This window comes from Pseudoduganella buxea (genome assembly GCF_009720835.1).
Lineage (GTDB): Bacteria > Pseudomonadota > Gammaproteobacteria > Burkholderiales > Burkholderiaceae_D > Rugamonas > Rugamonas buxea.
Genome location: NZ_WNKZ01000076.1, coordinates 1 through 14,742, shown reverse-complemented (window position 1 = coordinate 14,742; position 14,742 = coordinate 1). Strand labels below are relative to the sequence as shown.

At 65.3% G+C, this 14,742-nt stretch carries 13 protein-coding genes; 7 read left to right on the top strand and 6 right to left on the bottom strand.

The window, feature by feature from the left end; translation table 11 throughout:
• Positions 1 to 70: 70 nt before the first annotated feature.
• Complete coding sequence (locus GM672_RS21130) at positions 71 to 346, top strand: hypothetical protein (protein ID WP_155472513.1); 276 nt, start codon at positions 71 to 73, stop codon at positions 344 to 346.
• A 16-nt stretch (positions 347 to 362) separates the two neighbouring features.
• Here the strand turns inward: GM672_RS21130 and GM672_RS21125 are convergent, their stop codons facing one another.
• The 3 genes from GM672_RS21125 to GM672_RS21115 all read right to left on the bottom strand — a co-directional run bounded on the left by GM672_RS21125 (position 363) and on the right by GM672_RS21115 (position 4,231).
• A complete protein-coding gene (locus tag GM672_RS21125; protein ID WP_155472512.1) occupies positions 363 to 2,468 on the bottom strand; it encodes a TonB-dependent siderophore receptor in 2,106 nt (701 codons plus the stop codon).
• A 95-nt stretch (positions 2,469 to 2,563) separates the two neighbouring features.
• Positions 2,564 to 3,067: a hypothetical protein gene (locus tag GM672_RS21120; protein ID WP_155472511.1), complete on the bottom strand. Its 504-nt coding sequence runs from the start codon at positions 3,065 to 3,067 to the stop codon at positions 2,564 to 2,566.
• 33 nt (positions 3,068 to 3,100) lie between these two features.
• Positions 3,101 to 4,231: a GAF domain-containing sensor histidine kinase gene (locus GM672_RS21115; protein WP_229427691.1), complete on the bottom strand. Its 1,131-nt coding sequence runs from the start codon at positions 4,229 to 4,231 to the stop codon at positions 3,101 to 3,103.
• 200 nt (positions 4,232 to 4,431) lie between these two features.
• On the opposite strand from GM672_RS21115, the gene trmB reads away from it, so the two are divergent.
• The gene (trmB, locus tag GM672_RS21110; protein WP_155472528.1) at positions 4,432 to 5,112 is read left to right on the top strand and encodes a tRNA (guanosine(46)-N7)-methyltransferase TrmB; all 681 of its coding nucleotides are present in this window, start codon (positions 4,432 to 4,434) and stop codon (positions 5,110 to 5,112) included.
• A gap of 24 nt (positions 5,113 to 5,136) precedes the next feature.
• On the opposite strand, the gene GM672_RS21105 is transcribed toward trmB, so the two are convergent.
• Positions 5,137 to 6,045, bottom strand: coding sequence for a DMT family transporter (locus GM672_RS21105; protein ID WP_155472509.1), 909 nt, complete (start codon positions 6,043 to 6,045; stop codon positions 5,137 to 5,139).
• A 154-nt stretch (positions 6,046 to 6,199) separates the two neighbouring features.
• Between GM672_RS21105 and GM672_RS21100 the strand changes: the two genes are divergently transcribed.
• Positions 6,200 to 7,159: a helix-turn-helix domain-containing protein gene (locus GM672_RS21100; protein ID WP_155472508.1), complete on the top strand. Its 960-nt coding sequence runs from the start codon at positions 6,200 to 6,202 to the stop codon at positions 7,157 to 7,159.
• Here the strand turns inward: GM672_RS21100 and recQ are convergent.
• Together recQ and GM672_RS21090 are read right to left on the bottom strand one after the other, a co-directional pair.
• Complete coding sequence (gene recQ / locus GM672_RS21095; protein WP_155472507.1) at positions 7,156 to 8,976, bottom strand: DNA helicase RecQ; 1,821 nt, start codon at positions 8,974 to 8,976, stop codon at positions 7,156 to 7,158. The two genes, GM672_RS21100 and recQ, sit on opposite strands and share 4 nt — an antisense overlap.
• Before the next feature lie 58 nt (positions 8,977 to 9,034).
• Positions 9,035 to 9,868, bottom strand: a complete 834-nt coding sequence (locus GM672_RS21090) for an undecaprenyl-diphosphate phosphatase (RefSeq protein ID WP_155472506.1) — start codon at positions 9,866 to 9,868, stop codon at positions 9,035 to 9,037.
• 298 nt (positions 9,869 to 10,166) lie between these two features.
• Here GM672_RS21090 and GM672_RS21085 point away from each other — a divergent pair, with 298 nt between their 5' ends.
• From GM672_RS21085 to GM672_RS21070, 4 genes are all read left to right on the top strand, one after another.
• Positions 10,167 to 11,267: a type IV toxin-antitoxin system AbiEi family antitoxin gene (locus tag GM672_RS21085; RefSeq protein WP_155472505.1), complete on the top strand. Its 1,101-nt coding sequence runs from the start codon at positions 10,167 to 10,169 to the stop codon at positions 11,265 to 11,267.
• Positions 11,242 to 12,084 carry a nucleotidyl transferase AbiEii/AbiGii toxin family protein gene (locus GM672_RS21080; protein ID WP_155472504.1) on the top strand — a complete coding sequence of 281 codons (843 nt, stop codon included), beginning with the start codon at positions 11,242 to 11,244 and terminating at the stop codon, positions 12,082 to 12,084. Before GM672_RS21085 ends, GM672_RS21080 begins: the two co-directional genes overlap by 26 nt.
• 133 nt (positions 12,085 to 12,217) lie before the next feature.
• Positions 12,218 to 14,089, top strand: coding sequence for a glycoside hydrolase family 2 protein (locus GM672_RS21075; protein ID WP_155472503.1), 1,872 nt, complete (start codon positions 12,218 to 12,220; stop codon positions 14,087 to 14,089).
• Positions 14,086 to 14,742 (top strand): LacI family DNA-binding transcriptional regulator (locus tag GM672_RS21070; RefSeq protein WP_371867088.1); only part of this gene is annotated, 657 nt, incomplete at its 3' end. The genes GM672_RS21075 and GM672_RS21070, both read left to right, overlap by 4 nt.

The window sequence follows — 14,742 nt, the reverse complement described above, 5'->3', positions numbered from 1 at the left end:
ACCGTAGCGTGCGCGCGACAGCAGGCCTGCGTGCTAGCATGCCCGCTTTCTAGCATTTCACAAGTTGCTGATGACCGAAGATATCTGGGTAAAAGGGTACGTCTACAGCGTGGATGTGGCGGAAGAGCCGGCCGGCAAGTACCGCGGCCAGATTTTTATCAAGTCGCACCGCCTGTCGGGCCGGACCTTCGAACCGCCCGTCGTCATCCAGACGCCGGCGGCCTTCAAGCGCGAGCACGCGGCCGAGATCGAGGCCCGGGCGCTGGCGCGCGAGCTGATCGACAGCGGCAGCGTCGAGGAACGCCTTGGCGCTCCGGCGGCACAATCCACGCAAGCGGCCGTCTAGGCCGCTTTTTTTACGCCTAGAAATCCAGCTTCAGCCGGGTGACGATGCTGCGCTCGGCGCCGGGTGTCACGTACAGCGCGCCCCATGAGGACGTGTAGTACTGGCGGTTGAACAGGTTGTGGATGTCCACGGACAGCCGCGCCCGCTTGCTGAACTGCCAGTAGCTCACCAGCTTTGCCGTCGTGTAGGCCGGCAGCGCGTACGTGTCCGTGCTGTTGCCGGCGCGGTCGCCCACATAGTTCAGCCCGCCGCCGACGCCGTAGCGCTTGCCGTTGGCGAGCGTGTCTTCGCGGATGGCGAACAGGCCGGCGGAAAACTCCGGCACATTGACCAGGCGCGCGCCGGACGGCAGGGTCTTGTCCTTCGTCACGCGCGCATCGTTCCACGAGAAATTGCCCGTCATGCGCCAGTGCGCGTCGATCTGGCCGAACACGTCCGCCTCGACGCCCGTGCTCTTGATCCTGCCCGCCGCCACGGAGTATCCCGGCGTGTCGCTGGCCGTCAGCACATTGGTCTTGGCGATGTCGTAGACAGCCAGGTTGGCGCCCAGGCGGCCGTCCGCCGTCTGCAGCTTCCAGCCGGCCTCGATGGCGGTGGAGCGCTGCGGATCGAAGGCATTGCCGGCGATATCCGTGCCGTTATTGCCGCGGAACGATTTACCGGCCGACAGGTACAGCGAACTCCAGTCGTTCGGCAGGAACGTCAGCCCGAGGCGGGGCGACACGGCGCTCTGCTCTCGCGACACGTGGGTCCTGGCGACGCGGTTGACCAGGTCCTGGCTGTATTCGTCCCAGCGCAGGCCGGCCAGCATTTTCCACTGGCGCGACAGGCTCAGCTGGTCCTGCGCGAACACGGCCTTGACGCGCTGGCGCTCGTCCGAGCTGGATGTCAAGGTCGTCAAGGCCGGGGCCGGCTTGCCGTAGACGGGGTCGTACAGGTCGATCGGATAATTGGCCGAGCGCAGGATTTCCGTGTTCATGAACAGGCGCGACGCTTCCGCCCCCACCAGCACCGTGTGGCCGATGGCGCCCGTGCTGAACTTGCCTTCCAGCTCGGCCTGTACCGACACGTCGCGCGAGGGGAGCTGGCGCCACGTGGCCTGGCGGTTCAGGGTGCGGTTGTCCGCCGCGAGCGACGTCGCTTCCGTGTAGTTGCCGTCGAACGTGCTTTCCTTGTAGCTGGCGCCGAATTTCGCTTGCCAGTTGTCCGACAGCACCCGGTCCAATGTCACCTGGTGCGTGTCGCTGGTGAGCGTCATATTGCCGTCGCCCGGCTCGTTCAGCACACGGTCGCGGGGCAGCGTGCCCAGCGCGCCGCGCACATTGACGAGGCCCCGGTCGAGCGGTGTGTCGGCGCGCAGGAACTCGCCCTCGTAGTTCACGGTGGTGCGGCTGTCCACCAGCCACGTCAGCGCCGGCGCCACCAGGCTGCGGTTGTTGCCCAGCAGGCTGCTGCGGCTGTCGCCTTCCTCGGCCATCAGGTTGATGCGATACGCCACCGTGCTGCCCAAGGCGCCCGTGCTGTCGACGGTGGCGCGGCGCAGGCCACGGCTGCCGATGCTTGCTTCGGCCACGGTGCGCGACGTGAACTTCGGCTTCTTCGTGACGATATTGATGGTGCCGCCGGGCTCGCTGCTGCCGTAGATGGCGCCGGCCGGCCCCTTCAGGAATTCGAAGCGCTCCACGGTGGCCGTGTCACGGGGCGGGTTGTAGCCGCGCGAGCCGGGGAAGCCGTTGACGAGGAAGCCCATGTCCGTGCTGGAAAAGCCGCGGATGGCGAAGTTGTCCCAGGTGCCGCCGAAGTCGTTCAGGCGCGCGACGCCGCTGACGTAGTCCACCGTGTCGGCCATGCGGGTGGCACCCAGGTCTTCGATCTGCTGCAGGGTGACGACGCGCACCGATTGCGGCACTTCGCGGATCGGCGTGTCGGTGCGGGTGGCGCCGCTGCTGTTCTGCGGGTTGTAGGTGCCGGTGGCGCGTTCGGCCGCGACCGTCACCTGCGGCATGGCGGGCTCTTCGTCAGGCGCGGCGTGGGCCAGGGGAAAGGCGGTAAGGAGACTCAGCGCAAGAAGATTCAGCTTGAGACAAGGCTGGAGGCGGCGCGCCGTGGAAGGAACAGACATGGCAATCCTGGAAGGAAAACCCGACAATATAAATGAGAATCATTTTCATTGACTGATTTCCCCTACAGGCTGCAAGGGTATTGCACTGCCGGCGTTCAGCCCTTCAGGTCCAGGTCCAGCCAGATGGAATAGGCCAGGCGCTTGCCCTGCCACAGCCCGCCGCCGCGGATGGCCGCGTCGCATGAGGTCAGCTGGCCGGCGATGTCCTCGCGTGCCAGCAGCTGGCGAAACACCAGCGCGTCCTTCGGTGCCAGGTAGCCCACCATCAGGCCGCTGACGAATACGGCCACGGCCTTGTCCTCGTAAGGGTTGGCGTCGTCGGGCAGCAGGATGGCCTGGTGGCGCGCGTCGGCCGGACCGTCGCCGTGGTCGCCGGCCAGTTGCAGCACGGTGTCGCGGTAGCGCGATTCGCCCAGCACTTCGACGTCGAAGCGGCCGTCGTCCGACCAGTGCCGTACCGGTTCGCCTTCCGGCACGGGCGTGTAGGAACCGCCGCCCGGGCGGGCCGGCAGCGGCGGCGCCTTCGGCCGGCCTTTCAGCAGGTAATACAGCGCCAGCAGGGCGACAACGATGATTGCCAGGTTCAGTGCTTCAGCCATGCGGCGTTTTCCGGTGCAGTGTAAGGGGCGCTATTATCGCAGGCTGGCGGGCATGGCGAAGGTGAACGTGGTCAGGCCATCACTGGACGTCACCTCCAGGGTGCCGCCGTGGGCCTTGGCGATTTCGGAGGCGATGTACAGCCCCAGGCCCAGGCCGCGGCGGGGCTGGCGCTCGTCGTCGCGCCAGTAGGGCTGGAACAGCTTGCCCAGTTTTTCCGGCGCGATCGTGTCACCTTCGTTGGCCACCGTCAGCGTGAAGGTGCCGCCGTCGACCCAGGCCCCGATCCGCACGGGGGCATCCTTGCGGCCGTAGCGCAGCGCGTTGCCCAGCAGGTTGGCCAGCACCTGGGCTACACGGTCGCGGTTGCACCAGACAATGCCCAGCATGCCGATGGCCGCCTCGATGTGGTGGCCGGGATGTTCATTCTGGCATTCCGCCGCCACCTGGCGCAGTGCCTCGTCCAGGTCCAGCACAGGCCCGGCGTCGAGGGCGATGCCGCCGCCCAGGCGCCCGCGCGTGAAGTCGAGCACGTCGTCGATCATGCGGGCGATGCGCTGGCCGCTGCGCTGCATGGTGCGGGCGATGATGCGGGTGCGTTCGTCGCCACCGTCCTGCAGCAGGATTTCGGCGCCGTGCAGGATGGACGACAGCGGCGTGCGGATGTCGTGGCCCAGCACGGCGATGAACTGCTCGCGCAGCATGGCCGTGGCCTTTTCGTCCGACAGTTCCGTATTGCGGTCCAGGTAGCGCTGCTCCGCATCGAGCTGGCGCGAGATCAATTGCGCAAACAGGCCCAGCGACTTCAAGGTCTTCGATTCGGACAGCGCCAGCGGTTTCGGATCGAGCCCGCACAGGGTACCGAAAAACGCACCGTGGCGGTCATGGATGGGAATCGACACATAGCTCTCGAAACCATACTGGCGTGGCGTCGGATGGTCGCGGAACAGCTCGTCCTGGCTGACGTGGTCGATGACGATGGTGGCATTGGCGGCGCGCACGCTGTTGCACAAGGTCGTGCGCACGTCGAGCTCGTCGCCCGGCTGCAGCCCGAAGCCGATCTGGTCCAGGACGGCGCAGGTGGTCCAGCTCGAATCCGTCACGTGGGCAACGCAAACGAAGCGCAGTCCCGTCATTTCGGCCATCACGCTGAGGATGTCCGGCACTGAAGGGAGGGCTTGTACCGCCTGTACAAAGGGGGGCCACGCTTGCTTCATGATCTTCCCGGTGCATGGATGAAAGGCAAGTGTAGCAGAGCTGCGCGGCTTTGGTGCCAGGGCCGGGTGCTATAATCGTCCCTTTTTCGCCACTATTTTCAGCAGATTCCATGTCTTCCGACACTCCACCGAAGGGCCCCGCGCGGTCCATGCTGTACGACCCGCTCGATCACCGCATTCGCAGTTTCGTCACGCGCGCCGGCCGCCTGTCCACCGCGCAGGAGCGCGCCCTGAACGAGCTGGGTCCCCGCTTCATGATCGATTACGCCAAGGCGCCGCTCGACACGGCCCAGGCCTTCGGCCGCAGCGCGCCCGTGGTGCTGGAGATCGGCTTCGGCATGGGCCAGACCACGGCCCACATCGCCAAGAACATGCCGGAGAAGGATTTCATCGGCGTGGAAGTGCACACGCCCGGCGTGGGCAGCCTGCTCAAGCTGATCGGCGAGGAAAACCTCGCCAACCTGCGCGTGATCCAGCATGACGCCGTGGAGGTGTTGAACCACATGATCGCCGACGCCAGCCTGGCCGGCGTGCACGTGTTCTTCCCGGACCCGTGGCACAAGGCGCGCCACAACAAGCGCCGCCTGATCCAGGCCCCGTTCGTCAAGCTCCTGACCGACAAGCTGGCGCCGGGCGGCTACCTGCACCTGGCCACGGACTGGGAAGACTACGCCGTGCAGATGCTGGAAGTGCTGTCGGCCGAAACGGGCCTGCAGAACACGGCCGAAGGCTACGCGCCGCAGCCGGCCTACCGCCCCCTGACCAAGTTCGAGAACCGTGGCCTGAAGCTGGGGCATGGGGTGTGGGACCTGGTGTTCACGAAGAAGTAAAAGTAAAGGAAGTACGCCAAGGCGTCAGCCCCGGGCCGGCACCGTGCCGGCCGCTGGCGCCGCCGGCCGCCCCGGCATGAACGCCAGCAGATTGCCGCCGATGACGAGGGCCAGCCCGGCAAACGCCGGCGCGCCCCAGCGGTAATCCTCGAACACGGCCGATACCGTCAGCGCCACCACGGGGAACAGCACCGTGCAGTAGGCCGCGCGGTCCGGTCCCAGCCTCCCCACCAGCAGCAGATACGCCGTGAAACCGATCACCGAGCCGGGAATGGCCAGGTACAGCAGCGAGCCGACATAGCGCAGCTCCGGCTCGAACGTGAACGGCATGCCCAGGGCCAGCGCCAGCACCGTCAGCATCGTCGCGCCGATGAACATGGCCCACGTATTGGTCAGCATCGGCGTCAGCCCCAGCGCCTGCATGCGCGAGGACAGCAGGTTCCCCGCCGAGAAACACAGGGTGCCCAGCAGCGCCAGCGCCAGCCCGGCCAGCATGCCGCCGTCGTTCCAGTGGCCCGCCATCTGCGGCAGGAACAGCAGGGCGATGCCGGCCAGGCCCAGCACGGCGCCGCCCATCACGGCGGGGCGCACGGGGCGGCCCAGGAACAGCCGGCCGTTGATGGCGTTCCAGATGGGGGCCGTGGAAAACACCACCGCCACCAGGCCGCTCGGCACGTGCGCGCTGGCGTAATAGAAGCACAGGAAATTACAGCAGAACAGGGCGAAGCCCTGCGCCAGCAGGTAGCGCCACGCCGCGCGCGGCGGCCACGTCGTCTTGCGGGCGATGACGAGGCAGGCCAGCAGCACGGCAGCGGCGATCCAGAAGCGGTAGGCGATCGACACGGGCGCCGGCACCACGCCCAGTTGCAGCTTGATGGCGATCCACGTGGTGCCCCAGATGAGGACCGTGGTGAGGTAGAGGAAGAGGTTCATTGTGCTGTCATCAGGTTGAATGGAGGAGCCATCGTGACGGCCATGGCGACGCCCCGTTTGTTCCGTCTTGCGCTTTCTTGCGGCGATTGTCCGGTCTTGCGCTTTTTGCGGCCCTGGCCGGCGGCGCCGGCGCCAAGGTGCTAGACTTTTCGGCATGAGCTCTTCCACCGACCCCGCCGATGCCCTGCCCGCGCTGCGCCATGCGACGCCGGCCGTGCGGGCCGCGCTGTCGTCGGCACCGGCCGATGCGCTGGGCCACGCCGTGTTTCGCACCATGTGCGGCACCGATGCGCAGCTGGAGCGTTTCGCCTGGCTGGGCGACGGCCTGGCGGCGGCCGTCTGGCAGCGCGACACGGCAACGGCCGAAACGGTGTACAGCGAACCGGGCCACCATACGCTGTCGTGCTACCTGCACGGTGGCTACCGCATCGAGCGCAAGGGTGCGCCCGGCCACTACGGCGGCCCGGGCAGGCTGTGTGCGCTGCCGGACTGGCACGAGTCGAGCTGGATGGTGCGCGACTCGCTGCGCCTGGTGCACGTGTATTTCATGCCCGAGCATTTCACGCGGCGCGCCGTGGTGGAACTGGACCGCGAGCCCCGTGAACTGACGCTGCAGGACCGCACCTATTTCGATCACCCGCCGCTGGCGCGCTTGTGCGAGGCGCTGGTGGAGACGTCCTGGCAGGGCGCGGATCACCTGCTGCGCGCCAACGAGATCGCTCACGACGCCCTGTCCGGACTGCTGCGCAGCCAGGCCATGCTGCGACCCGGCCTGCGGCTGCGCGGCGGGCTGGCGCCGCACCTGCGCCGGCGCCTGGCCGACTTTATCGAGGCGCACCTGCACGAACCGCTCACCCTGGGGCTGCTGGCGCAGCTGGTCAACCTGTCGGAATTCCACCTGGCGCGGATGTTCAGGATTTCGTTCGGCCTGCCGCCGTCCGGCTGGATCGCGGCGCGGCGCATCGACCGGGCCCGTGGCTTGTTAAGAAGCGGCAGCCTGCCGCTGCAGCAGGTGGCCGATGCCTGCGGCTACGCCGACCTGTCCCACTTCAGCCACCGTTTTCGCGCCGCCGTCGGCGTGCCGCCGGGGCAGTACCGGCGGATTTTGGGCTAGACCATTTCGGAAATGATGGCGACGATATCGCCGCCGTAGGACACCAGCTTCTTCTCGCCCACGCCCGACACGCCGCGCAGCTCGGCCAGCGAGGTGGGCTTGACCTTGGCGATTTCGCGCAAGGTGGCATCGGCGAAGATGACGAAGGCCGCCACGTTGTGCTCGCGCGCCATGCCCATGCGCCACGAGCGCAGGCGGTCGAAGATGGCCTGTTCGGCCGGCTCCAGGAAGGTCTCGGCATAGCCTTTCGGGGCCGACGTGCGTTTCGGCTTGGCCGGTTTCTGGTACTGGCGCAGCTGCACCTTCTGGCCGCCCTTCAGCACAGGGCGGGCCGCATCGGTGAGTTTCAGCGAGCTGTATTGTTCGTGGTCGACCGTGACGAGGCCCAGCGCGATCACCTGGCGCAGGATGGCGCGCCACTCCGCTTCGCTGCGGTCGGCGCCGACGCCGAACACGGACAGGGCATCGTGGTGCCACGTCTTGATGCGCTCCGTCTCGACGCCCCGCAGCACCTCGATCACGTGGGTCGCGGCGAAGCGCTGGTCGACCCGGTAGATGGCCGACAGCAGCTTCTGCACCGGCACGGTGCCGTCGAAGGACACGGGTGGCAGCAGGCAGGTATCGCAGTTGCCGCAGGGGCCGGACGCCTCGCCGAAGTAATCGAGCAGGCGCACGCGCCGGCACGACAGCGTTTCGCACAGGCCCAGCATGGCGTCGAGCTTCATGCCCAGCACGCGCTTGAAGTTCTCGTCGGCCTCGGATTCGTCGATCATCCGGCGCTGCAGCACCACGTCCTGCAGGCCGTAGGCCATCCAGGCGCTGGCCGGCAGGCCATCGCGGCCGCCCCGTCCCGTCTCCTGGTAATAGCCTTCGATACTCTTGGGCAGGTCCAGGTGGGCGACGAAGCGCACGTCGGGCTTGTCGATGCCCATGCCGAAGGCGATCGTCGCCACCATCACGAGGTTTTCCTCGCGCAGGAAGCGCGACTGGTTGGCGGCCCGCTTCGCATGCTCCATGCCGGCGTGGTAGGGCAGGGCGCGAATGCCGTTCTCGTTAAGGAATTCGGCCGTCTCTTCGACCTTCTTGCGCGACAGGCAGTAGACGATGCCGCAGTCGCCCTGGTGTTCGGTGCTGATGAAGTCCAGCAGCTGCTTGCGTCCCGTGGTCTTTTCGACAATCTGGTAGCGGATGTTCGGGCGGTCGAACGAGGACACGAACTGCGCCGCATCCGTCAGGTCGAGCCGGTGCGCGATCTCGGCACGGGTCTGCGGATCGGCCGTCGCCGTCAGCGCGATGCGGGGCACGCCGGGGAACTGCTCGTGCAGGATCGACAGCTTGATGTATTCGGGACGGAAGTCGTGGCCCCACTGCGAGACGCAGTGCGCCTCGTCGATGGCGAACAGGGCGATCTTCGAATCCTGGAACAGGTCGAAGCAGCGCTGCGTCATCAGGCGCTCCGGCGCCACGTAGACCAGGTCGATCTGGCCGGTGCGCACCAGCCGCTCGATGCGGGCCGTCTCTTCCCAGGTCTGGGTCGAGTTCAGGAAGGCGGCGCGCACGCCCACTTCTTCCAGCGCGTCCACCTGGTCCTGCATCAGCGCGATCAGGGGCGAGACAACGACGCCGACGCCGTCGCGCAGCAGGGCGGGGATCTGGTAGCACAGCGACTTGCCGCCGCCGGTCGGCATCAGCACCAGCGCATCGCCGCCGTTGGCGACCTGTTCGACGATTTCCGCCTGTTGTCCCCGAAACGCGGGGTAGCCGAAAACCGTTTGCAGCAGGTGCAGCGCGCGCTGACTGATATCGAGTTGATCCATACCTACATTTTACCTGTACTGCACCTTACCCATGCATTGAGCCTGCTGTTGGGGCTGCTTATTCGGCCCAATTCACGAGGCCGAAGTGGGCGGTGGCGATGACGACGATGCCGAACACAATACGGTACCACGCGAAGATCGTGAAGTCATGCGTGCTGATATAGCGCAACAGCCAGCGCACGCACAGGAAGGCCGAGATGAAGGCGGACACGGTGCCGACGCCGAACATCGGCACGTCGGCCATCGTCAGCAGGTCGCGCTGTTTGTACAGCGAGTAGAAGGTGGCGCCCAGCAGGGTGGGAATGGCCAGGAAGAAGGAAAACTCCGTCGATGCCTTGCGCGACAGGCCGAACATCATGCCGCCGATGATCGTGGCGCCCGAGCGGCTGGTGCCGGGGATGAGCGCGAAGGCCTGGGCACAGCCCACCTTGACGGCGTCGAGCAGGGTCATGTCGTCCACCGACTGCACGCGCACGGCGACCGGATTGTTGCGCGCGCGGCGTTCCACCCACAGGATCACCAGGCCGCCGACGATGAAGGCCAGCGCCACGGGCACGGGCTTGAACAGCACGGCCGTGATCTGCTTGTTGAACAGCAGGCCCAGCACCGCCGCCGGCATGAAGCCGACCACCACATTCAGCGCGATGCGCCGCGCCTTGGGCTCGCTGCCCAGGCCGCCCAGGACGGCGCCGATGCGCACCCGGTACTCCCAGATCACCGCCAGCATGGCACCGGCCTGGATCGCGATTTCGAATACCTTGACCTTTTCGCCCGTGAAGTCCAGCAGGCTGCCGGCCAGGATCAGGTGACCGGTGGACGAAATGGGCAGAAATTCGGTAAAACCTTCGACCAGCCCCATGATCAGGGCCTTCATAGCGAGAACGATATCCATTGTGCGTGTGGTGTGAGGTGGGTGGAGTTGCCTGAAGTGAAACGCGGGCGGAAGCTTACCACGACCGGCCCCGGCCGACCTATCGTGCTCAACCATTAACGGAAAGATACGCACCGATATTCGACTATTAACTGTCGATACCTTCGATTGCCTCTGAATGACGGCAGGGCTTGCGTCAAAAGAACAGTATTATTCAATTTTTTTTGCTGTTCACGTAACGTGAATATGCATAAAAATTGAAAATTCAGGCTTTATTCGATAGAATGATTTTTCACGTGTCTGGAAGTCAGGAATCTGAATGCATTGGTCGGGAACGTCACCTGCAGAGCAAGGAGAGATTGCACTGGTGCAGGAGGCTGTGCGCGTGCTCGGAGAAAACACAGGTTTTCAGAGCCAACTGCGCCAACTTGATCCGGCACTGCCGGCCAGGCATGAAGCTGACGGCATACTTGATCTGATCCATGACGGAAGAACAACCTCGTATCTTGTCGAGTGCAAGACGTCGGTTGATCGCAAGATACGAATCGACCAGATCCAGCGGCGGCTGTCCGACGTTTTGCGAGAGCGACAATTGCCCGATCTTCAGGGTATGTTGGTCGTCCCGTCGATAACGAGCGAACTGGCCAAACATTGTCGGGAAATCGGCCTTCAGTTCATCGACACCTGCGGCAATGCCTACCTTCGCTCCAGTGGTTTCTTCGTGTTCATCACAGGTGAGAGGAACGAGTCCGGACAGCTGGCGGTGAAGGGGGCGAAAGGGCTGACCAATACGGCGGCATTGCGAGTGGTCTTCGTCCTGCTGTCGCAGCCAGGCTTGATCAATGCGCCCTTCAAGGACATTGCGCGCTGCGCCGGTGTGGCGCTGGGCACCGTCTACAATGTCCTCGAGGATCTCGATACCCGCGGCTTCTTGCTGCATCGCGGTAGTACCCAGCGGCGAAAATTGATCGAGCCGCGTCGCCTGGTCGATGAATGGGCGATCAACTACCCGACCACGTTGCGCACCAAGTTGCACGAACGGCGCTTCAGCGCGCCCGATAGGGATTGGTGGAAGACATTCGGCCCCGACGCCGGCTTCCCTTTCGTGTGGGGAGCGGAGGTTGCAGCGGAAAAAATGACGGCATATCTGCGGCCTGCCACGCAAACGCTGTACATCCCTTCAGACCAAATGGATGGTGCCGTCAAGGCCCTGGTCAAGCGGTATCGCCTCAGGCCGGATGCTTCCGGCGAAGTTGTATTGCTCGAAAAATTCTGGCACTGCGACGACGCGGTCGTGTCAGCTATGGCGCCGCCCCTGCTCGTTTATTCTGAGCTGCTTGCCATACTCGATCCCCGTACGCAGGAGACAGCCCAGGTGATCAGGGAGAAATTCATTGACGCTTCGTTCGATTCACCCTGACCGCCCCGTCGATCCGATCACCATCGACATCTTGCGTGCAGTGACCGAGGCAGCGCGGGCCGAAGGGATCGACTACATGCTGGTCGGCGCGACAGCAAGGGATATCCTCCTGTACCACGTTCTGGGGCTTGCATCGCCACGTGGGACGAGGGATGTGGATTTTGCCGTCGCCGTAAAAGATTGGGGGCAGTTCGACGCAGTCAAGGCCCGCCTTGTCGCAAGCGGCCAATTCAAGGATGAAGAGCGAGCCCTGCAGCGGTTGTACTACAAGGCCAGGGATTTCGATTTTCCGCTCGACCTTGTACCGTTTGGCGACATCGGAGGAGAACGAAACGAGGTGGCCTGGCCGCCGGACATGAAAACCATCATGAATGTGGCCGGGTATAACGACGTGCTCGCCGCAGCGGTAAACGTCGTTCTTATGCCCGGTTTGGAAGGGAAAGTAGTGTCGTTGCCAGGTTTGGGGGTTCTGAAACTGATCGCATGGTCCGATCGAGGAAAAGTCAATCCGAAGGATGCCCGTGACCTCATCCATCTGATGGAAAACTATACCGCCGCCGGCAATATCGACCGCGTTTACGACGAAGAGGGCATCATCGAGGCAGGGGGTTACGATCCGGACCTGGCTGGCGTGTATTTGCTCGGTAAGGATATTGGCCGGCTCGCCGCTCCGGAGACTGTTGCGCTGCTCAGGCAGATCATCATGCAGGACTTCATGCGTCTGGTTGGCGAAATGATCAAGCCCGTGCGGCATCGCGACAACGTCGAGCTGTATGTCCAAACGCGGCTGCGCCTGCTGCTGGAAGCGCTCACTTAGCTCACCCGGCCTTGTCTGGCCATCCGGCCAGATCAGCAGCAAATCTTTGCTTTGACTTTCCCCTGCGTCCGACTTACTATTTTTATCAGAATTGGTAGCGGTACCAAGCCGCACCGGACAATGTGGAGACGCGATGCACAAAAAGATCCGCCAGGCCCTGGCGTGCGGTGTGACGTTGCTGTGCCTGCTGCCTGCGCTGGCAGCGCCGACCTTGCAGAATATTCAGGCCCGGGCGCACCAGAGCCTGAACGGGCGCTGGCAGTACATCGTCGACCCCTACGAGACCGGTTATTACGACTACCGGCGCCAGCCCTACGACCAATCGGCCAGCGGCAGCGGCGGCTTCTATGACGACCGCCAGCCGCGCGACAAGGGCGAGCTGGTGGAGTACAGCTTCGACGGCTCGCCCACCCTGGCGGTGCCGGGCGACTGGAATTCGCAGGCGGCGAAGTTGGAGCTGTACGAAGGCACCGTGTGGCTGCGGCGGCGTTTCGAGGCGCCGCCGCGGGCGGACAAGCGCTATTTCCTCCATTTCGGCGCGGTCAACTACGAAGCCCACGTCTACCTGAACGGCCGGAAGCTGGGCACGCACATCGGCGGCTTCACGCCGTTCCAGTTCGACGTGACGGACCAGCTCAAGCCGGGCCAGAACACGGTGGTGGTCAAGGCGGACAACACGCGCCATGCCGACGCCATCCCTACCGTCAGCACGGACTGGTGGAACTACGGCGGCATCACGCGCGACGTGCTGCTGGCCGAGGTGCCGGCTACCCATATCGTCGACTACAAGATCCAGCTGGCGAAAAACGACCTGCACCGCATCGAAGGCTTCGTCCAGCTCGACGGCCCGGCGCACCAGCCCGACGTCACGGTGACGATTCCGGAAGCGAAGCTGGCCACCACCGTGCGCACGGATGCCACCGGGCGCGCCGCCATCAGCATCCCCGTAAGCTCGCTGCGTTACTGGTCGCCTGAGGATCCGAAGCTGTACGGCGTGACAATCGCCGCCGGTGCCGACCGGGTCGAGGACCGCATCGGCTTTCGCACCATCGCCACGCGCGGGCGCGACATCCTGCTCAACGGCCGCTCCGTGTTCCTGCGCGGCGTGTCGCTGCATGACGAAAATCCCCTGATCCCCGGCCGCCTGCGGGGCGAGGGCGACATGCGCATGCTGCTGCAGTGGGCCAAGGACATGAACTGCAACTACGTGCGGCTGGCGCATTATCCGCACAGCGAAGCGATGCTGCGCCTGGCCGACGAAATGGGACTGATGGTGTGGGCCGAGGTGCCCGTCTACTGGACCATCGCGTGGCAGAACGAGGCCACCTTCGCCAACGCCGCGCAGCAGATGACGGACCTCGTCGTGCGCGATCGCAACCGCGCCGCCGTGGCGATCTGGTCGATTGGGAACGAAACCCCCGTCAGTGCGCCGCGCAACGCCTTCATGGGCAAGCTGGCCGACACCGTGCGCGCGCTGGACGACACGCGCCTGGTGGCCGCCGCGCTGGAGGTGCACCGCGAGGGACGTGAGATCACGATGCAGGACCCGCTGGCCGAGCGGCTCGACCTGATCAGCTTCAACGAATACGCCGGCTGGTACTGGGCCAGCAACCGCGACATGCTGGACTACCGCTTCACCATCCCTCACGACAAGCCGGTGCTGGTCACCGAATTCGGCGCCGATGCGCTGGCCGGCCTGCACGGCGACGCCGACACCCGCTGGACCGAGGAGTACCAGGACCAGCTCTACAAGAACCAGTTCAGGATGCTCGACGCGATTCCCGGCCTGCGCGGCATCACGCCCTGGATACTGGTCGACTTCCGCTCGCCGCGCCGGCCGCATCCAGTCTACCAGGACTTCTGGAACCGCAAGGGCCTGATCTCGGCGACGGGCGAGCGCAAGAAAGCCTTCCATACGCTGAAGGCCTACTACGACGCCAAGGAGCGGCAATACACGAACAAGGTCGGCGTTCTCGATGCCGCCGGCGAGGAGAAGAGACGATGATGAACGACAGCGAAGCCACGGAAACGGCGCCGGAAGCGGCGCCGAAACCGCGTCGCCGCAAGGGCATGAGCCTGACCTTGCGCGACGTGGCGCGCATGGCCAACGTGGCACCGATCACAGCCTCGCGCGCGCTCAATACGCCGCAGGCGGTGTCCGACGACATCCTGCACCGCGTGCGCGAAGCGGTCGAGCGGACCGGCTACGTGCCGAACCTGCTGGCCGGCGGCCTCGCTTCGCGCCGCAGCCGGCTGGTGGCGGCCGTGGTGCCCACCGTGGCCGGCTCCGTGTTCCTGGAAACGGTGGAGGCGTTGACGGACACCCTGGCGGCCGCAGGCTACCAGATGATGCTGGGCCAGTCCGGCTATGCCGGCTCGCGCGAGGATGCGCTGCTCGAGACTATCATCGCGCGCCGGCCCGACGGCGTGATCCTGACCGGCATCATGCATTCGCAGCTGGCGCGGCGCCGCTTGGCCGCCAGCGGCATTCCCGTAGTGGAGACGTGGGACCTGAGCCCGAATCCGCTGGACATGCTGGTGGGTTTCTCGCACGAGCAGCTGGGCGCTGCCGTGGCCCACTTCCTGCACCGGCGCGGCCGGCGCCGCGTGGCGGCCATCACGGCCGACGACGAGCGTGCCCGCCGCCGCCGCGGCGCC